Annotated in this window: 20 protein-coding genes; 2 read left to right on the top strand and 18 right to left on the bottom strand. The window is 53.7% G+C overall.

Annotation, left to right across the window (positions count from 1 at the left end; all coding sequences use genetic code 11):
• Positions 1-216: 216 nt before the first annotated feature.
• On the top strand, positions 217-468 hold the full coding sequence (locus HF921_RS13285) for a hypothetical protein (RefSeq protein WP_226834295.1): 252 nt from the start codon (positions 217-219) through the stop codon (positions 466-468).
• Positions 469-497: 29 nt separating this feature from the next.
• Here the strand turns inward: HF921_RS13285 and HF921_RS02660 are convergent, their stop codons facing one another.
• From HF921_RS02660 to HF921_RS02640, 5 genes are read right to left on the bottom strand one after another with little or no spacing between them, the layout of a single operon-like run.
• Positions 498-1,781 (bottom strand): cation:proton antiporter, encoded by a 1,284-nt coding sequence (locus tag HF921_RS02660; RefSeq protein ID WP_064220393.1) that lies wholly within the window; start codon positions 1,779-1,781, stop codon positions 498-500.
• Positions 1,778-2,500: a 3-oxoacyl-ACP reductase FabG gene (gene fabG, locus HF921_RS02655; RefSeq protein ID WP_215892787.1), complete on the bottom strand. Its 723-nt coding sequence runs from the start codon at positions 2,498-2,500 to the stop codon at positions 1,778-1,780. Before fabG ends, HF921_RS02660 begins: the two co-directional genes overlap by 4 nt.
• Entirely contained in the window at positions 2,500-2,952 is a 453-nt protein-coding gene (locus HF921_RS02650; RefSeq protein ID WP_215893255.1) for a 3-hydroxylacyl-ACP dehydratase, read from the bottom strand. Before HF921_RS02650 ends, fabG begins: the two co-directional genes overlap by 1 nt.
• Complete coding sequence (locus HF921_RS02645; RefSeq protein ID WP_215892789.1) at positions 2,943-3,752, bottom strand: beta-ketoacyl synthase chain length factor; 810 nt, start codon at positions 3,750-3,752, stop codon at positions 2,943-2,945. Before HF921_RS02645 ends, HF921_RS02650 begins: the two co-directional genes overlap by 10 nt.
• A 17-nt stretch (positions 3,753-3,769) precedes the next feature.
• Entirely contained in the window at positions 3,770-4,951 is a 1,182-nt protein-coding gene (locus HF921_RS02640) for a beta-ketoacyl-[acyl-carrier-protein] synthase family protein (protein ID WP_226834296.1), read from the bottom strand.
• 319 nt (positions 4,952-5,270) lie between these two features.
• Here HF921_RS02640 and HF921_RS02635 point away from each other — a divergent pair, with 319 nt between their 5' ends.
• Positions 5,271-5,534: a phosphopantetheine-binding protein gene (locus HF921_RS02635; protein WP_064220388.1), complete on the top strand. Its 264-nt coding sequence runs from the start codon at positions 5,271-5,273 to the stop codon at positions 5,532-5,534.
• Positions 5,535-5,548: 14 nt separating this feature from the next.
• Here HF921_RS02635 and HF921_RS02630 read toward each other — a convergent pair whose 3' ends face one another.
• The 13 genes from HF921_RS02630 to HF921_RS02570 form a co-directional block, all read right to left on the bottom strand.
• Entirely contained in the window at positions 5,549-7,900 is a 2,352-nt protein-coding gene (locus HF921_RS02630) for an MMPL family transporter (RefSeq protein WP_215893254.1), read from the bottom strand.
• Positions 7,897-8,577 (bottom strand): LolA family protein, encoded by a 681-nt coding sequence (locus tag HF921_RS02625; protein ID WP_215861720.1) that lies wholly within the window; start codon positions 8,575-8,577, stop codon positions 7,897-7,899. The genes HF921_RS02630 and HF921_RS02625 overlap by 4 nt, the downstream gene beginning before the upstream one ends.
• Positions 8,574-9,533: an LpxL/LpxP family acyltransferase gene (locus tag HF921_RS02620; RefSeq protein WP_215893253.1), complete on the bottom strand. Its 960-nt coding sequence runs from the start codon at positions 9,531-9,533 to the stop codon at positions 8,574-8,576. Before HF921_RS02620 ends, HF921_RS02625 begins: the two co-directional genes overlap by 4 nt.
• 2 nt (positions 9,534-9,535) lie before the next feature.
• Positions 9,536-9,871 (bottom strand): hypothetical protein, encoded by a 336-nt coding sequence (locus HF921_RS02615; protein ID WP_215861722.1) that lies wholly within the window; start codon positions 9,869-9,871, stop codon positions 9,536-9,538.
• A complete protein-coding gene (locus HF921_RS02610; RefSeq protein WP_215892794.1) occupies positions 9,837-11,198 on the bottom strand; it encodes an AMP-binding protein in 1,362 nt (453 codons plus the stop codon). Before HF921_RS02610 ends, HF921_RS02615 begins: the two co-directional genes overlap by 35 nt.
• 41 nt (positions 11,199-11,239) lie before the next feature.
• Positions 11,240-12,010 carry a COG4648 family protein gene (locus HF921_RS02605; RefSeq protein ID WP_215892795.1) on the bottom strand — a complete coding sequence of 257 codons (771 nt, stop codon included), beginning with the start codon at positions 12,008-12,010 and terminating at the stop codon, positions 11,240-11,242.
• Positions 12,011-12,069: 59 nt separating this feature from the next.
• Positions 12,070-12,390: a hypothetical protein gene (locus tag HF921_RS02600; RefSeq protein ID WP_215861725.1), complete on the bottom strand. Its 321-nt coding sequence runs from the start codon at positions 12,388-12,390 to the stop codon at positions 12,070-12,072.
• A 90-nt stretch (positions 12,391-12,480) separates the two neighbouring features.
• On the bottom strand, positions 12,481-13,491 hold the full coding sequence (locus HF921_RS02595) for a class 1 fructose-bisphosphatase (RefSeq protein ID WP_064220380.1): 1,011 nt from the start codon (positions 13,489-13,491) through the stop codon (positions 12,481-12,483).
• Between the two features lie 33 nt (positions 13,492-13,524).
• Positions 13,525-14,277, bottom strand: a complete 753-nt coding sequence (locus tag HF921_RS02590; protein ID WP_064220379.1) for a cell division protein ZapD — start codon at positions 14,275-14,277, stop codon at positions 13,525-13,527.
• A 116-nt stretch (positions 14,278-14,393) separates the two neighbouring features.
• Complete coding sequence (gene coaE / locus HF921_RS02585; RefSeq protein WP_064220378.1) at positions 14,394-14,996, bottom strand: dephospho-CoA kinase; 603 nt, start codon at positions 14,994-14,996, stop codon at positions 14,394-14,396.
• Positions 14,997-15,797, bottom strand: coding sequence for a prepilin peptidase (locus HF921_RS02580; RefSeq protein WP_215892796.1), 801 nt, complete (start codon positions 15,795-15,797; stop codon positions 14,997-14,999).
• Positions 15,794-17,152 (bottom strand): sigma-54-dependent transcriptional regulator, encoded by a 1,359-nt coding sequence (locus tag HF921_RS02575; RefSeq protein ID WP_215892797.1) that lies wholly within the window; start codon positions 17,150-17,152, stop codon positions 15,794-15,796. The genes HF921_RS02580 and HF921_RS02575 overlap by 4 nt, the downstream gene beginning before the upstream one ends.
• Positions 17,149-18,332, bottom strand: a 1,184-nt coding sequence (locus HF921_RS02570; protein WP_215893252.1) for a two-component system sensor histidine kinase NtrB, incomplete at its 5' end; no start/stop codon positions are given. The genes HF921_RS02575 and HF921_RS02570, both read right to left, overlap by 4 nt.

Here is an 18,332-nt window from a genome sequence, read left to right as displayed (position 1 = left end):
CCGCCGGGGAGGTCCCCGCATTTATGCAGGCGTCTGCCAACAACCCTGACGCCATGATTCTCGGCGTACCGGTTTTTGATGCCAGCGCCCCTGCTCTTCGGGTAAAAGGTCGTAAGATATCTAACTGGTGGGCCAACCTGGAAACGTTAGGCGGGGGTATCGGCGACTCCCTGTTTGGCTTTCGCGTTTATCCCTTGGGCCCCCCTGCAGCGCCTCATGCACAAACAGCGCTGGATGCGGCGTTTCGATTTCGATCCCGAAGCCGCTGTACGAATGTCCTGGATGGGAATCCGTATTATCAATTTACCGGCACCCGTGCGTTATTTTGAGACCAGCGACGGCGGGATTTCTCATTTTCATTACCTGCGTGACAACATTCTGTTGACCTGGATGCATACCCGTTTATTTTTCGGCTTTATAATACGTCTGCCGATATTATTAGCGCGCCGGATACAGCACCAGCGTTAGCTGTCATATGCCCCCACTGTTCAGCATTTTCAAGTAGCAACGACCTCCCCATGTCGCTCTTGCGCATGAGGCAACCAGCGCCGCAACAACGGCGTGGTGACGACGGTGCTCACAATGGCCATAATGACCAGCATGGTAAAAGTTTTTTCCGAAATGGCCCCCATATCATAACCCACATTAATGACCACAAGCTCCATGAGTGCTCTGGTATTCATCATGACCCCCATTATTTTCCCCTGATGATGATTTAATCCTGAAATCCGCGCGGCGGCATATACGCCAGCAAACTTGGAGATCGTCGCCAATATCAATATTAAACCACACCAAATCCACGGCCACACGCCATCGAGCGCAGCAATATTGGTTCGCAAACCGGTATATGTAAAAAATATTGGCAGAAAAAAAACTGAAACGAAAGGAGCGACACGCGCTTGCCATAGCTTGGCAAAATCAGCTTCGTCATACAATATGACGCCCATAACAAACCCACCAAATATCGTGAATATCCCTAATGCCGAGGTAATCATACCCGAGATGAATATGCTCACCAAAACAATCCCCAGAAAAGTCGCAGATATCTCATGCCCGGCATTAAAGTGGCGGACCGCCCATTTCATGAGTGGGCGAACGAAGAAAAACCATGCCAGGACAAAAAGAAAAACGAAAAACACCTTGGCCAAAAATAAAGGGAATTGAAATTGCGCAAGCGCCAGGGCCGTTACCAGTGCGAGCAATAACCAGCCCACCACGTCATTTATCGCCGCAGCGCTGATGGCGATCACCCCAAGTCGGGATTTCGTTATACCCAGCTCCATCATAATGCGGCCGAGGACAGGAACAGCTGTAATGGAAAAAGCGGTAGCCACAAAGAGCGCCGAAACCCAGCGGTTCGCTTCCGGAGAAAGCAGAGGCGCGCTCATGAAACCCACGCCCAAACCCGTAGCGAATGGTAACAACAGGCTAGCCATCGCTATCCATAACACCACACGGCGATTGGCTTTTTTCTTAAGATGCGAAAAGTCGAATTCCAGGCCGACCTGAAACATCAGCAAGATGAGACCTAACTGGGAAAGGACATCTAACGGCCCTGACGGAGTAGAATGGAAAATCCAAAGAAAAGGAACCGGCATTATCCAGCCGAACAATGAAGGGCCCAACAGAATGCCTGCGATAATTTCTCCAACAACAGTGGCCTGGGCTATCCTGGCAGCCAAGCTTCCCGCGATGCGCGCGGCCAGAATAATAATGCAGAGTTGTGCCAGGGTAAAAAATACGAGACGTTCGGATTGCTGGGTCGCCAAGTCCGTATTCATACCATGGCACCATTGATAGATATAATCTGCCCGCTGATATAAGCCGCTTTTTCTGAGGCCAGGAAAGCTACGAGATCAGCGACCTCGGCCGGTTGCCCCGCCCGTCCCATGGGTACCATCTGGGTGATACGCGCGACATCAAAAGCCCGTTCACTCATTTCCGTGGCGATAATGCCGGGCGCGACGGCGTTGACGGTAATACCCCGACTAGCCACTTCCAACGCTAGCGACTTAGTCGCCGCATGTAACGCACCTTTCGCTGCTGCGTAATTTACTTGTCCGCGATTCCCCATAAGCGCCGCCACGGAGGTAATATTGATGATCCGCCCCCAGCGGGTGCGGATCATGGGCATCAATACGGCCTGCGTAACATGGAAAAAGCCGTTCAACGAAACATCTATGACCTCCTGCCACTGCTGCGGACTGAGTCCTGGAAACACCGCATCATCGTGGATTCCGGCATTATTGATCAACACCTGTATCGGCCCCGACGCAATCAATTCCTGCACGGACTGGGTGGTCGCCTCGCGGTCGGTGATATCAAAGGCGGACACCGCTGCGCGACCGCCAGCGTCTCTGATGGACGCCGCCAACGCGGTAGCTTTTACCAGGTTGCGATGGGTGTGAATAATGACGTCAAAGCCATCTGCGGCCAGCCTTTGACAGATAGCGGCACCAATGCCACCACTCCCGCCCGTCACCAAGGCACGTTTACACATCAAGGGACTTCCTGTTGAGCCGCCACGAAAATAATGATTCGACCCTTAACAAGCATACGTCGGTCAGTGGAAATAACGAAGCCGTAAAGCAAACTGCTGTGGGCCGCGAGCCTTGTTGCGCTGACCGCCAGATCGCCCTCGATGTCGTCGAGGCGCGTTATTTCCATACATAATTCGCGGACACTCGCGAGGTAACCAGCACCGCTCCTTTGAGGCTCGCCACCCTCTTTCGTCCGTACCAATGCATCATGTACAGCCATGGCCTGTGCCGCATACTCGACACCGCAAATCGCACCCAGCCGTCCACCCGCACGCAATGGGTTGCTTGTGCTTCGATGGCTACTCGCGACACAAAGAATCTGTTCATCATCCCAGCGCTCTACGCAATCCAGCAAGAGCATATTGCCTTTATGCGGAATGTGATCAGAGATCCACTGACGACCTATCGACACGGCGCCACTTCAAGCACCAGATATTGAGAAGGTAAATACTCCAATACGATATTTCCGCTATCGCGCCTTGCGATGGATTGCAGCAGCGGCAGACAACGCGCCGCGGGGATGGCTCTGGAGAGATCGTCAAGCTGCGCGTCGGACATCGCTTGCCCAGGCCGCTCGGCAAAGGGCATATCGCCAGGAATCCGGATCTGCACCAACGCTTTACCGGGCTGCGGCGTTACCGTCAATAACAGCGCAACCGCAAAAATATCGGGTACCGGGCGAGCGGCGTATAGCGGGAAGGGATAGTCCTGATCACTGGCCACCAGCAACACGGGGGTACGGAGCGTCAGCAGCAGCGACACGGCTTCTAACAGGCCAGCCGCAAAACTCCCATCATAGGCGCTCACCACAGACGATGGCGCCATCGCGCCCGTCGCAATGCCCCAGTAACCAGAAATCGCGTTATGCACGGAATTGTGAAACTGGGTGGGCGATATCAGATGGTCGCCTGCGGCCATCGCAGAACAAATGGCGTTGCAGATATCTCCATCGCCCCCCGAAGAAGCAAACACCGATGCAGGCTCCGCAGGCAAGATACCCGCCATGGCACAGGCCGCATATCCCACCTGCAGTGCGGCCATGACCCCTCTGCTGGCGCGGCGTCGTTCTGCCGGGGGTAAGGATTCCGGCGACGACAATATCGTCCTTCCGGGCAGATAGGTATCTTCACCCTTCAGTAAATATACGGCCTCTTGCCAGTTTTGGATGCCCGGCCCCAACACACCAATGCCTTCCACATACACAGGATGCATAGCAAAACCCCGGTTCGTTAAATGGGACGGCCAAAAATCAGGCTACAGTTACTACCACCAAAACCGAATGAATTACTCAACACCGTGGAGATCGCAGCTCCCTGATTTTGTGAAATATAATTAATTTCCATCGCATGATCCCGCGGTCCGGTATATGGGCCCGACGGCATAAAGCCGTTTTGAATGGACAATACGCATATGGCCGCTTCCAAAGCACCTGCGGCGCCCAATGTATGGCCCGTAGCCCCCTTTGTCGAGCTGCAAGGTGTTGCGGTACCGAAGACATTCGCTATAGCGATTGCCTCTGCCGCATCATTCGCCACGGTGCCAGTACCGTGCAGATTAATATAATCAATATGTTCAGGGCCCAATCCTGCGGAGACTAGCGCGCGCTCCATGGCCAAGCGCGCGCCCAGACCCTCCGGATGTGGTGAGGACATATGATAGGCATCGCTCGACTCGCCGACACCCAACAACCAGACGGCTTCGCGATCCTGAGGACCGGTCACTCTCTCCACAAGCATATACGCGGCCGCCTCCCCAATAGAAATGCCCGCACGATCAACGTTAAACGGTCGACACGGCTCTTTGGCCAAAAGACCCAGGGACTCAAAACCATAGAGTGTCGTCGCGCATAATGAATCCACACCGCCCACCACCGCCGCATCAATCAAACCACAATCTATCATCCGCTGGGCGGAGGCGAAGACCTTCGCACTGGAAGAACACGCCGACGAGACAGCCACAGCAGGCCCTGCAAGACCAAGCTTACGCCGGACAAATTCCGTAAGGGAATAAGGACTATGGGTACCGGCATATACGAATTCTGCCGGTAGCTGGCCATTCACTGCGTCACGATGTCGAAACGCCCACTCGGTACGCAACATACCGGCAGTGCTCGTTCCCAGGAAAACACCCACGCGTCGTCGCCCCCAGCGACCGACGGCCACCTCAACAGCATCCGTAAAACCATCCTGAGAAAGTGCGAGCTGGGCCAAGCGGTTGTTACGACAATTGAAATCGCGCAGATCCGCATCCATTTTTTCGTCATCCACGCCAGCCACCTCACCGACCCAAGTGTCGACGACCATGTCGCGGAATACACAAGGCGCAAGCCCACCCCGCCGACCATGCAATGCGGCCAAGGTCTGCTCCAGACCACGGCCAATGCAACTTGTAGCGGTCACGCCAGAAATCATCAGAATGGACATATATATTATAAATCAATGTGATATTGAAAAATCATTGTGAGGGTGAAGCAGCTAAAAGTCAACCGGAACCTGCTGACCACACGCCTCCCGATGCCATCTTCTCTGGCAAACCCCGCCACAGAGGATGCTGGACGACACCTGATTCTGGGTTACAATCCCAAGGCTACGCTCGACGAGGGAGCACCGGCGGAAATGAGAAAACGGTGCACTCCTGACAACGCGCGCAGAGCGGATTAAAGCCACGCGCACTATTGGCGGACCAGCGGGATCTGACGTACAACGACAGTCAAAATGGAGACATTAAAGAATGGCCCTTACCCCAGAAGAAGCAGACCTAAGCCGTTTAATTATAAAATCCTTGAACCTGCCAGGGGACCCCCTGCAGGTAGATCCTGAGGCCCCACTCTATGGCGGCCCATTGGGCTTGGATTCTATCGACCTCCTGGAGCTGTCTATGGTAATCACCAAGAAATACGGGGTGATGCTGTCTGGCGAAGGGGCCAATAAAACAGAGATATTCAGCTGCTTAAGAAACCTCAGTAATTACGTACAAAACCATCAACCCGGCTAAGCACAACGCTCGCTCTACAATAAACCTCTGCGCTCAACCAAGCTGGCAGAAAATAAAAGCGCCAGTATCACGCCGGGAGCAACAGTGGCACCAATTGCCTGAAGGACTGGGACTCCGGAGAAGGCCAGCGGCGCAAAACCGATAACCGTGGCCATATTGGCAACAACCAAGGATAATAAAGTACGTGACGAGCCTTCCCTATTCATCTGCCCACCACGATCAAAGAATAGTGCGTAGTTAGACCCTACGGCAACTATCAACATCAGTCCAATGAGATTCATAATATTCAACTCGACACCCATCACCACAAATGCAGCCACCACCACAAGTACCGCAGCAATTAATGGTAACATGATTCGAACAACACGTGTCACGGATCGGAAGACCGCTAACAATAAAATGATAATACCTAAAACACCGGCCAAAGAAAGCTTGAGCGCATTCCTGATATACCCCGAATAAAGCGTATTGGTGGCGCCAGAAATATCAACAAAAATAGCATCACCAACATGATGATGCATCATTGCGGCTTGCACTGCCGTAGAGTCAATCTTACCGGATGATGGCGCCATAATTGGTAACAACACGCTCCACTCCTGGCCATGATGCACAAGCATACCGTCGACAATCTGCTGAACACCCGCTGGCAGCTCAGCATAAGTCAGTAGCGGCAGCTTCCGCTCCCGCTCCACCGCTTGGACAAATGGGGAGAGCCGTGATGCTGACACCGGCAATCCGCGCACCGCCGCTTCCAAACGTGTGGTCAGAACAGGTTCCGAAGGCAAAGCCGATCTCCGCTCCACCTGGGATTCCATGCCCGGCAAAAAACGAGTAGGTGTTTCAAAGCCGCCAATAATTCCAGAGACCTGGAGCCGTTCTAATAGCGGGTCAATTTTACTGGCATTTTCCAGAGCCAGGTTACGGGTTGCTCCGGAGACAAGCAGCAGATATCCCTCATCAGGTATCCCCATATCCTTACGCAACTTCGCATAGAGTAACTGATCGGCTTTAGGAACTGGACTAAGCGCCGACAGTTCGTGACTCCAGATATGATCGCGATGGACAAGCAAAATGCCACTCGCAATGACCGCCAATGAAATAACGACCCATCTTGCGGACGACAGCATACGCATAACGTCGAGAAGAATATCACCCACCCGCTCGAAATCGCGCCGTTTAAAATGATGCGCAGGCAATCTTGACAATACCAAGCGGGTAACACCTGCGGCGGTGAGTAGGCCAGTAATGGCATAGAGGCCAAGCTGAGCGAGCCCTGGCAGATTAGAAAACAGCAGACTGGCAAAACCGACCACTGAGGTAAAAACACCCAGCCTGATGATGGGCCAATAATTTTTTTTCCATAATTCAGCGCCGGTAGCCATTTCCCCGGTCTGCACGAAGAAATAGATTGAATAATCCACCGCTTCCCCGATCAGTGCCGTGCCGAATCCCAAAGTGATATCATAAACCATCCCAAAACCTAAAGACACCGCCGCGATACCAACGATAACGCCAGACATCACGGGCACAAGGCTGTATACAAGCACCACCAGAGACCGGTATACAAACAAAAGCAGCATAATAATTAATGTGCCACTTATCAGCGACATCGACTCTGCGGCATGGACGATCGTATTGCGTGCCGCCACAGAAATCACACCCACACCAGTCAACTGTAATCTGGTACTCTGGCCAGAACTCCCCATATCCCTTTGCGCCAACTTGAATATCTTTTTTATGGTAGCTATCGCCTGTTGTTGTGCGTCGCTATCCGATCCCGGGAATCGCGTCTGCAACAAAAGCAATGCGCCATCTCCAGTCGACGATGCCCACACACCATCCAGGACTCGTGGTTTCGACATCCCACTTATCCCCTTGGCCATGCCAATCATGGCTCCAGTAGGGTCACTCGGGAAAAGCGCTGTCATTGCCTCACCGCCGGGGCTAGCCAGGTTATTGAGTGTCTTTTCTATCGCATCGTGCAGACCCTTTACCGAAAACAGCTCTGGCTTGGTAGCTGCGCTCAACAAATAGCGGTGCGTGAACAAATAACTATATATTTGGGAATTTACGCCCGCATTCCCGTTACTCACAAGTTCAAATTGCTTGTGCTTACGGAGATCGAGAACCATTTGCGCGGAAATACGCGCCCTTGTAGCAGCATCGCCGCCGTTTATTTCCACTAAAATCTTGCGTGAGAGCACACCGTTGCGCAACTGCTCGTTCAACAGAACCTGCTGTGCACTAGGTGATTTTGGCAAAAATTCGGATAGCGTGGACTCAAATGTTGTATTGATTATTACGCCAATGGCGCCGATCAGTATCGCCAGCCACACGCCCAGAATCAGCCATCGGAATTTTCTCATGGAGTAGACGAGTCTCTTATACTAATAAGCGACCAATCGTGATTTTCCTTTACAATCTCAATACTGCGTACCATGTGCCCCATACCGCCAATGGTGATATGCTTAATCTGTTTTGCAAACTCATTTTGCTTCGGTATCAGAATTAACGTCCAGCTATTTCTGTTGCCTTTAAGCGAAAGCATAAAATGCGTTTCTAATAACCCCATATTTCCAGTCAACACTCCGCGAATGCTGTCGACGAAGGCGAGTAATTCTGGGTGATCGTCCAATTGAATAATATATTTACCCATAGTGAGAATGTTTCCTTGCACCAGCATCATCTGATCGCTGGGTTTGACAGTATGCATCTCCAGCGTATCCGGTGCCACAAAGCGCATATTGCCAGATGATTGTATTGGCTTATCCAGAAAGCCAATATATTTTGTCTCTACAAAAGAGGCATGGCTAGACTTCACTTGCGCCAACGCATGCATTAATTCTGTTATGTTCCAGTCTGTCGCGCAGGCCGTTTGTGTTATCACGGAGCCCCCGAGGAAAAACGCGAGCACGGTACCAATGACATATTTTCTGGGCAGATAGAAGATTCGCCGAAGCACTGTAAATCTGATAAATAACCGGTGAATACCGGACGCGGTGATCGCGGCATGGGACTCCAGTTGATCGCGCTTGGCATTCATTTCACATAATCCTTTTTCATTTTAATATTATTATTTTTTCCCCAGAAATCATAAAAGTTAAACCAATTATAAGGAGCCATATGGCAATGTTTTTCAACCTCATTGACATATTTCAATATCGCATCCTGAATAGCCTTATCCTGATCCGCTTTCTCTACAGAAGAGAAATCGGCAATCTGCGTTATGAAAATTTCATAGCACCCTGGATCCGTATAAAGACCGGCCATAAAATACAAAGGCCGATTGAGCAGCGCCGCAATACGAAAAATGCCGATCGGCCATGCGGCGGGCTCTCCGAGGAAAGGGATGATCCGTTTTTTCTCTGTCCCTACAGACCGGTCACCGAGGAAACCGACCAACGCACCCCTTTCCAATTGCTCCTGAACACGCAGCATCGTGTCCCAGCGGCCTAGCGGGATAATATTAGGCCGTTCTCCGCTTTTCATACTCGCCAGCGTGGTATTGAGCTTTTTTGCATTATCCTCATACATGACCATCACCACCGGCACTCCAGGATACTTCAGTCCGACAGACCGCAATACCTCAAAACTGCCCAGGTGCGCACCCACCAATAGGGCTCCACGCATGTCGGCAATCGCCGGCTCCACGTCCTTGGACAAATGCAACTGGACAGTAAACGGTGAATCATCGTTACTGAGCAGATACACTCTATCGTGAATCGTCGTCGCAAATGTCAGGAAATGACGATAGATATCTCTGGCATCGGCGCGGCGCCCGAGAACGCGGGTAAGGTAAGCCCGGGAAGCAACCCGCGCAGAGGGCGCAAAAAGCAAAAAATAGCCCGCAATCAAGTATAAGACCACACGAGCAGCCGTCCTTCCCAACTTTTTTGAAATCCAGATCATCAGATGCAGCATAAATCGGCTGCCCCGCTCGGGGCGACTAAACCACTCGCTATCAGGCGATTGTCGAACAGTGCTGAACCGGTGAACCATTATCAGAGTCGCTCCCAAACATGCCCGGAGAAGTCACCGGATGCGATCAGACGGGCGCCCGCATGGACTTCAAAGGTCATGGGCATAGCATCCGCCACGACCACGCGAAGATTCAGCAATTCACCAGGTGCCACCGGGCTGTAGAATTTCGCCGAGCTAATACTGCAATCATTTATCGGCAAATCCCCCGCTGCGGCTATAGCACAAATGGCCTCGTCCAGAAGCAAGGCGGCGGGCACAACCGGATTTCCCGGAAAGTGGCCAGCGAATACCGGATGCCCAACCGGAATGATAAAGCTATGGTCATAATATTTCAGACGAACGCTCCTCGTTACCAATCAAGGCCCCGACCATTGCTTTTAAGGCTTCTCGTGAGATCTTACCGGTAGTGTTCCTAGGCAGGCTATCCACGATCTTTAGCGGGCGAGGAATAAACGCGGGATCCACACACTGCTTGAGCCGCTCAATTATTATTTCCGCATCCAAGTCCGGGGCCACGGCAAATGCCACCAAACGTGTCACTCGCCCATCACCACTTTCATCGGGCATAAAAAATACCCCATCCAAAACTCCAGAGACAGATGTGAGCTGATGATTTAAATGTGAAATAGAACTACGTTTTCCTGCTATATTTACGAGATCTTCCGTACGACCGTATAACAGAAAATGTTGCTCATCCACTATTTCTATAGCGTCGCCAACCGCCATCGCCTGCTGCAAATGCCCACCCTGTATCCTAATCCGATCACCCTTCGTCATCCACGACAATTCCGGGAGCAAATGCCATTCCTTCGTTTGGCTAGTGCGCCTCGTTGCCACTACGCCAGTTTCCGTAGAGCCATAAATTTCGAGCAGTTCGCTGCAAAAGCGGGCTTCTGCGTTTGCCGCGAGATCCCGAGTTAGTGGTGCCGTAGCAGAAAGCAACAAATCCACACTTGGCAATGGCATATCGGTAGCGAGCATGGAACGAAGGTGAACAGGAGTACTGATCAAAACGCGCGGGCGCGCTACCGAGGAAATCCCTGCATAGATATCCGCTGGATAGAAATAGCGCTCGGTGGCGATTATACCAGCACATTGCCACACCATAAGAATGGTAGATTCGAAGCCATACATATGCTGTGGTGGAACGGTACCTACCACCGTGTAGGTGCGGCCATCGAGCAATCCCAGACGCTGAGCCTCCGCCCGCACCGAGTGCACAAGATCTCCCCATGTTTTAAGGTGAGGGACGGGTATTCCGGTCGACCCCGATGTAAACACGTAAGCCACCGGGAGCGATTCATCCAGACGCGGAATGGTGGGTGAACTATCGACGGGCGCATCTGGCAGAGCAATCGGAAACGCCAAGTACGGAAAGCCCATATCATTCCCATCATCGCCGATGCAAAACAGGTCTGGCGCGAAATCGACTATTTTTTTAACGCTTTCGGTGGTGTACGTGGAAGGCAGCAAGCTGGTTTTTCCGGCAACCATGGCCGCCGCGAGGCCAACCATGAAATGGTAACGATCCTGACAGGTGTTCAGCAAATGCTGTCCGGGCCGGAGTAACTGTCGGATATGGTTCACGTCAGCCAGGAATTGTCGCAGGGTGACGCCTCGGCCTTGTCGAATGGCCACGACATCATCCAGTGATTGATGCGTCATCATCGGGAGATAATTCATACCTAGAAAAACCCCCTGTTCAAAAAGTAAATATCATAAATTCAGAACGATGAATCCGATTTTATAATGGCAACAGCTTTTCTGTCGGCAAAGTAAGCCCGGATGCCAGCCCCCATACTGCTCCGCTCGCTGCTGGGGATTCTACGGCAGCGAACAGCGTACTCAATGACAAACATTAATGCAATCAATGCAGTGCTAGCCGCACCGGAAATCAATACCCATACATGCTGACCAAGGATAAAAAATATCAAAAACAATAAAATTGCCAGTGCCGCAAAGAATAGCGTCCATGCCACCGTCACCTGGCGCGTATAGCGCGCCAGTCGTGCATTCAGTGGACCATGCACCATCTCTGCAATCCGCGAGACGAGCGGTAGACGGCCGGAGCGCAAGGTGAGCCCAAAAACAAATGCCAACAGCATAAACAGCGCACTCCGCTGCACCATACATATCCAGCCAATATAGTGCGCAATAGTCGCGCTATTACGCCATATTATTACGCCAGAAATAGCGGTCGGCATAATCCATAACGCCTTGAAGCGCGCACACCGAGATGCCAGAAATAAGGCAATCATAATGGGTGTGAATGCCGAAAGCACTACTAAGACATTCGGATTCCTTGCAAAAATATCCACATAGGTGAGCAGTTGATAGCCGATCAAGACGGACAGAAAAAGTGCGCCTTTCCAAATAGCACGCAAGATACTGGAGTCATAATTCCTCGTCGCCGTCAATGCCGCGCCTTTATCAAGAAGAACTCCCACACCTTTTCTCCTTAAAAAATCGCCCAAAAAATGGGGGAGGCGTATCATCTTGGCACGTTACAACGCCGTTATTTCAGAAAGCGGCAATGACCCAGCCTGGTTCTTTATCATTGGGGAGGGGGCAACGAACGATTATTCGCCGTATCGCGCCCCCGCAGGGCGCTCCAAAATTCGATCGCTCCGGCCTTTGCCGCATGCCCAACATCGACTGCACTTTTCGCAATCCCAACTCCAATCTCTTTCCCGACCTGGCCGATTCGATGTGCAGTGGAACCAACCGCGCGCCCGACATGTTGGGCTTCGCGTTTCAAGGGCACGCCATTGGCGTACACCGCTACCGGAAACGCGAGGCTGATCACAACCGTTAATAACGCTATGAACGCTTTGTTCGTTTTAGTGGTGTTTTTGAACTGATGAAATTTTCTCATAGAGCCCCCGGGCATTTTCTCAACGTCACAATGCTTGAACCTATGGACAACTGGAGTTGCTCTAACCAAATTGCGTCGACCTCGTGGTCTTCAAAATGAGTCACGATGATATGCGACCACTCGCTCCACTTCATTCTTGGCACCCAGGATAACGGGGACACGCGCGTGCAAGCCTTGGGGGGCGATGTCCAGGATCCGCGTCGTACCAGTGCTGGCCGCACCGCCCGCCTGTTCTACCAGATAGGACATGGGATTGGCCTCGTAGAGCAGGCGCAGCTTGCCGGGCTTTTTCGGATCACGCTGATCAAAGGGATACAGGAAAATGCCGCCACGACACAGAATGCGATGCACGTCCGCAACCATGGAGCCAACCCAGCGCATATTGAAATTGCGCTGACGGGGCCCATCCGTACCCTGATTGAGTTCGTCGATATAACGTTGCACCGGTTTCTGCCAATGACGGCGGTTGCTCATATTGATCGCATATTCGCTGGTGTCCTCGGGAATGCGCATCTGGCTGTGGGTCAATATATACTCACCGATGGATGGATCGAGGGTAAAGCCATTGACCCCGTAGCCGGTGCTGTACACCAGCATATTGCTGGAGCCATAAAGGGCGTAGCCCGCACAGACCTGCTCCACACCGGGCTGGAGGAAATCGGCGAGCTCCGCGTCACGCCCGGCCACTGGTGCCTTGAGGATGCTGAAAATGGTCCCGACGCTGATACCGACGTCGGTATTGCTGGAACCATCCAATGGATCAAAAAGTAATAGATACTTTCCGCGTGGCACATTTTGGGGGATGGCGTAAGGGTCATCCATCTCCTCAGAGGCCATGCCGGCGAGATGACCAGTCCAATCCATGGACTTGAGGATGGCTTCGTTGGAGATGATATCCAGCTTTTTCTGGACTTCACCCTGCACGTTATCCGTCCCCGCACTACCCAACGCTCCCACCAAAGCACCACGATACACCTGCGCACCAATAAATTTGCAGGAAATAGTGAGATCGTTGAGCAGGCCGGCGAAGTCGCCAGAGGCGCCGGGATAGAGGCGCGTTTCTTCAATAATAAATTGACTGAGGGTGGTGCCGATATGCATGGTACGGTCCTTTACTGGAAGATGATTGATCGTCTAGAGAGCGCTGAGGCCAAGTTTGAATTTTACCGTGGATTCTACCGCGCGCGCCGTTCCCTGGTCCAACCATTGCAGTAATTGAATATGAAAGCGATGAATACCCCCACTGATTTTCGGATAATAATCGACTTGATCGGTCAACTCCAGGCGAATCAAAGAGGGCGGACGGCGAGCATCCAAAGGGGCGCCATAACGCCCCTCCGGGGCTTCCACAGTCAACCATGTGCAGGAGTCACGCAATAAGGCGAGGATCAGATCAGTGCTATTCTGTAAAATTTCCAAGCTGTTCTGCCAGCCATTCAGCAAACCGTGAATACGCGCGGGGGCTTGCTGGTTCCAGAATGCCAGGATGGGCAGATCACAGTCCGCAAGGCCCCCGGCCACACCCAATCGACCGCGCGCGAGTTGGATGATTTCCTGATGGCGCAACAATTGGCCGAAAGGTTCACGGTGCTCGCGCAGCACTTTGAGCTGTTGATCTATGCGAAATTGCCAGGCGCGCAAAGGGACCTCGTCGATCTCAGGGCTGTGCGCCCAGACAGCGAGGCTCTGCCCAAGCCGCTCCAGTTCCAGAATGACATCAAGGCGCAACTCCGGGCGACTGCAAAAATCAAGCAGCTCATTGAAAGGACGCAGGGCATCGCGCAGACCGCTTGTGTCCGCCACTTCCTGCCGCACCTGCGCAAAGACGCTCTCCAAACGCAACAAAAGGCGTGCGCGTTCATGGAGTGGGTGTTCATAAACGGCCATGCCATACCTCATTCAAGAGTCACCGCCGCTGCACGAAACCACGGTGCCACGAAACAGCGCCCCACTTCCGGGCAGTGCCCCACAGGTTGCCACAGGTGCTTTCCTTAAGCAAATCGTTAGGTTCCCCGCAAATGACGAAGATAGAGGGCAACCTGAGTTTGCAACTCAGCCAGCGACCCTTCATTGGAAATAATCCAGTCGGCGGCGGCGTTACGCGTAGCACGATCACATTGCGCCGCCAAAACCGCAGAAATTTGGTCCTCTGTCCAGCCGGGACGAGCACGCAGGCGTCTCATTTGCTGGGATCGTGGACAATCGACGACCAGGATTTGATCCAGCAATGGGCGATAACCATTTTCGACCAGCAACGGCACTACCCAAACCAGCAGAGTTTGCGGATGTCGTCGACTCAGTGCATCGCTGGCAGCTATAAAGGATGCACGAATAAGTGGATGGAGAAGGGCTTCCAGCCAAACTTTCGCCGCCGGGTCACTAAAAATCCGTGCACGCAATGCGGCGCGATCGAGGCCACCATCCTCGTCTAGAAAAGTCGGGCCAAAATGGGCGATAATGGCTTGCAGGGCCGGACTGCCCGGCACCACCAGCTCGCGGGCGATGGCATCAGCATCCAGCACCTGGGCGCCCACCGCCTTGAACATCTCGGCGACCGTGCTTTTACCGCAGGCCACCCCTCCTGTCAGGCCAATCCGCAGTGCCATTCAGGAACCCAGCAAGTGTAGATAGCCGGAGAGGATGGCTTGTGGCCACAACAGCAAGAGCCAGCCCCCCAGTGCCAGATAAGGACCAAAGGGCATGGCATAGTCCCGGCCCTTGCCGCGCAGCAGAAAGCCCAGAGCGACCAACCCACCACTCAGCGCCGCAATAAACAAGGTCAAAAAGACCGCCTGCCAGCCCAGCCAAGCACCGATCATACCGAGCAATTTCAGGTCGCCGCCGCCCATTCCGTGCCGTCCGGTCGCCCGATAATATATCGTGGCCAGCAGCCACAGGCTGCCATAGCCAATAAAGACACCGAGCAACGCATCCAGGGGCGTTACCAGCCCTATCCCCGGCCATAAAAGTGCCGATCCATTCAGCAGTAACCCAATCAGCAATCCCGGTTTGGTAATGCGATCAGGCAACAGCTGCGTCTCCAGATCAATCATGGTCAGCGCCAACAGTATCCAGGTGAACACCAAAGCCGGGATCAGCTGCCAGGTGAGGCCCAGTTGCCCGGCGACCACCAGACTGAGCAGGCCGGTCAGGAGTTCCAGCGCCGGATACCGCCAGGCAACGGAGCGGCCACAATCATGGCAGCGGCCACGCAACAAGATCCAGCTCAGGACCGGGATATTTTCCCAGGGCCGCAGCAGATGGCCGCAGTGCGGGCAGTGCGACGCGGGATGAATGATGGATTCGTGGCGAGGCACCCGATGTACCACCACATTCAGGAAACTGCCGATGAGCAGACCGAGCAGAGCGATTAAGAGATAGGCCACACTCATTGCACCCTGTGTCATGCGATTTCTTCCAGAGACAATCTGCTGAGTCTCAGTTCCAGAGACTGCACACTGACACCCAGCAGATCTGCGGCATGATGTCGGTCTCCCCCGGCCTGCCCCAGCATCTGGCGCAGTAATGCTGCTTCGGCCGTGTCTAAACCAGCCGCGGCAGCGCTTGCCGATACAGCGGCAAGCACACCGTTTTCTGGCGCCACGCGGCCAGAGGACGTAAGTTCTTCTTCAGGTAGAATATCGTCCCGCTGTAAAGCGATACGGCGCTCCAGCAAATTTTCCAGTTCGCGGACATTGCCGGGGAAGGCGTAACCACCCAGTCGCGCAAGAGTCTCCGCAGACAGCCGCGTCGGCACACCAGGCTGCGCGCCCCCGATACGCTGCAGAATCACCTCTGCCAACTGAGGAATGTCCTCCGGATGCTCACGCAAGGGAGGCATATGGAGTCGCACGACATCCAATCGATACAGGAGATCCCGACGAAAGCTACCGGCAACAACCATCTCTTGCAAATCACGGTGGGTTGCGGAGATGAAACGCAGATCCAGGGGAATTTCCCGCGATGCGCCCAATGGACGAATGCTGCGCTCCTGAATGGCGCGCAGGAGCTTAACCTGCACCATCATCGGTAGCTCACCGACCTCATCCAGGAAAATGGTACCGCCATTGGCCGCCACAAAGAGCCCCTCGCGGCGCTGTACAGCACCGGAGTAAGCCCCCTTTTCGGCACCAAAGAGCTCGCTTTCTACCAGTCCATCGGGAATGGCGCCGCAGTTGACGGCCACGAAAGGCTTGTCGTGACGGACCCCCGAGGCGTGTATCGCACGCGCTGCCAACTCCTTACCCGTACCAGACTCACCGGTAATATGTACCGGCGCGTTACTTCGCGCGACACGGCGGATATCGTCGCGCAAGCGCCGCATGACCGGGGAATCGCCCACCAACCTTTGCGTACCGTCCGAACCCATCGGTGACAGGCGAGCGAGATCAACGGCTTGCGATATCAGTCGCCGCAGACGCGTAAGTTCGATGGGCTTAGCCATGTAATCAAAGGCCCCTGCCTGCATCGCCTCGACGGCTCCATCGGCGGAAGAGTAGGCCGTAATCACGGCGACCGGTACTCGCGGATGCAACGCGTGTAGACGACGTACCAGATCGATACCCGAACCATCCGGCAAACGCAGATCGCTCAAGCATAAAGAGGGGGCACCTTCGGCGAGGCGGGCGAAGGCCTCTGCGAGGGAATAGGCACCGGTGACAGCGATTCCCATACCTTGCAACGTAATGCCCAGCAATTCAACGATATTCGGCTCATCATCCACGATCAGGGCAGGTGGCAATACGGAAAAATCGGCCATCATTCCTCCCCCTCCAGACACCAGCAGGGGAGAAAAATCCGGAATAGCACACCTCCCTGTGGATGATTTTCACAATCAATGTGACCGCCATTGATGCGCAATAGTTCGCGCACCATAGACAAGCCCAGCCCGGTACCCTGTGAATTGGTCGTAAAAAACGGTTCAAAAATGCGTTCCATCACCTCCGGCTGTAAGCCCGATCCAAAATCCCGCAATGTCACCATGACAGTTTCCTTGTCCGTACGCACCGTCTCGATTTCCACCCGCACCGTCGCATCTTCTGCCACCCCATACTGCGCACTGTTATGCAGCAGATTCCAGAATACCTGGCGGAGCTGTGCAGGATCGGCATAAACCCGGAGCTGCGCGGAAATTTCCCAGATAACGATCGTCATAGATGCAAGTAACGGATCGGCCTGCAACTCGGCGATGAGCACCGGCAACCAATTTGCCAACGGGATGGGCTCGGAATGCGCCGGGCTGGGGCGGGCCATCTCCAGTACCGATTCGACGATGGCATTGATGCGCACCGTCTCTCGTTCCAGTATCTCAAAAAGATGCCGCGAGTCGGGGGTTTCCACGCGCTCACCAAGCAAGTTACCGGCGTGGCGAATCACGCTGAGCGGGTTACGAATTTCATGGGCAATATTAGCCGCCAGACGACCCAGCGCCGCCAGTTGGGCCTCCCGTTCGCGGGCACGCAAGGCTGAGGCGTCACGGAACAGCAATAGACGATAGGGACTCCGGGGCAGAGCGATGTTACGTACCAGCAGGGTCTGTGCACTATCCTGCAGGGTTGGATCACGTCCGCCCAAGGTGATCATCATCTCGCTGTCACCCTGTGCTGGTTGTTGCAACGCGGTGGCCAGCCGCGGCTGCACCAGATCGAGGTCGACAGGTGCGGAAGTCCATAGCCGGTATCCCGAAAGCGTCCGCGCAATGGGATTACTGAGAATAACGCGGTTTTGCCGATCCAGCACGAAAACACCCACATCCATATGCTGTACAATTTCCCGGTTCAAGGCGTTGAGATTGACGACCTCTGCATCCCTTTGCAGTGCCAGACGATTGCCGCGTTCCAGGCTGATGACCAGGCTGTCGGCCAGCACCGCCACGGCCACCAGCGCCAGTACATATATAAAAAGCTGACCAAGCGGCGGGTGCACCGTAGCCATTCCACCCA

It is taken from the genome of Acidithiobacillus ferriphilus, assembly GCF_018854775.1.
Classification (GTDB): Bacteria; Pseudomonadota; Gammaproteobacteria; order Acidithiobacillales; family Acidithiobacillaceae; genus Acidithiobacillus; species Acidithiobacillus ferriphilus.
Note: the sequence above shows the minus strand (reverse complement) of the source record. Positions and strands in the feature narration are given on the sequence as shown.

What these genes read in the sequence shown, in the direction of transcription:
- HF921_RS13285 (WP_226834295.1), top strand. Translation starts at nt 217, where the DNA reads ATGCACAAACAGCGCTGGATGCGGCGTTTCGATTTCGATCCCGAAGCC.
- HF921_RS02595 (WP_064220380.1), bottom strand. Translation starts at nt 13,491, where the DNA reads ATGCATATCGGCACCACCCTCAGTCAATTTATTATTGAAGAAACGCGC.
- coaE (WP_064220378.1), bottom strand. Translation starts at nt 14,996, where the DNA reads ATGGCACTGCGGATTGGCCTGACAGGAGGGGTGGCCTGCGGTAAAAGC.
- HF921_RS02620 (WP_215893253.1), bottom strand. Translation starts at nt 9,533, where the DNA reads ATGGTTCACCGGTTCAGCACTGTTCGACAATCGCCTGATAGCGAGTGG.
- HF921_RS02640 (WP_226834296.1), bottom strand. Translation starts at nt 4,951, where the DNA reads ATGATTTCTGGCGTGACCGCTACAAGTTGCATTGGCCGTGGTCTGGAG.
- HF921_RS02645 (WP_215892789.1), bottom strand. Translation starts at nt 3,752, where the DNA reads ATGCATCCTGTGTATGTGGAAGGCATTGGTGTGTTGGGGCCGGGCATC.
- HF921_RS02630 (WP_215893254.1), bottom strand. Translation starts at nt 7,900, where the DNA reads ATGAGAAAATTCCGATGGCTGATTCTGGGCGTGTGGCTGGCGATACTG.
- HF921_RS02575 (WP_215892797.1), bottom strand. Translation starts at nt 17,152, where the DNA reads ATGATGGCCGATTTTTCCGTATTGCCACCTGCCCTGATCGTGGATGAT.
- HF921_RS02600 (WP_215861725.1), bottom strand. Translation starts at nt 12,390, where the DNA reads ATGAGAAAATTTCATCAGTTCAAAAACACCACTAAAACGAACAAAGCG.
- HF921_RS02660 (WP_064220393.1), bottom strand. Translation starts at nt 1,781, where the DNA reads ATGAATACGGACTTGGCGACCCAGCAATCCGAACGTCTCGTATTTTTT.
- HF921_RS02605 (WP_215892795.1), bottom strand. Translation starts at nt 12,010, where the DNA reads ATGATACGCCTCCCCCATTTTTTGGGCGATTTTTTAAGGAGAAAAGGT.
- HF921_RS02590 (WP_064220379.1), bottom strand. Translation starts at nt 14,277, where the DNA reads ATGGCCGTTTATGAACACCCACTCCATGAACGCGCACGCCTTTTGTTG.
- HF921_RS02635 (WP_064220388.1), top strand. Translation starts at nt 5,271, where the DNA reads ATGGCCCTTACCCCAGAAGAAGCAGACCTAAGCCGTTTAATTATAAAA.
- fabG (WP_215892787.1), bottom strand. Translation starts at nt 2,500, where the DNA reads ATGTGTAAACGTGCCTTGGTGACGGGCGGGAGTGGTGGCATTGGTGCC.
- HF921_RS02625 (WP_215861720.1), bottom strand. Translation starts at nt 8,577, where the DNA reads ATGAATGCCAAGCGCGATCAACTGGAGTCCCATGCCGCGATCACCGCG.
- HF921_RS02610 (WP_215892794.1), bottom strand. Translation starts at nt 11,198, where the DNA reads ATGAATTATCTCCCGATGATGACGCATCAATCACTGGATGATGTCGTG.
- HF921_RS02580 (WP_215892796.1), bottom strand. Translation starts at nt 15,797, where the DNA reads ATGACACAGGGTGCAATGAGTGTGGCCTATCTCTTAATCGCTCTGCTC.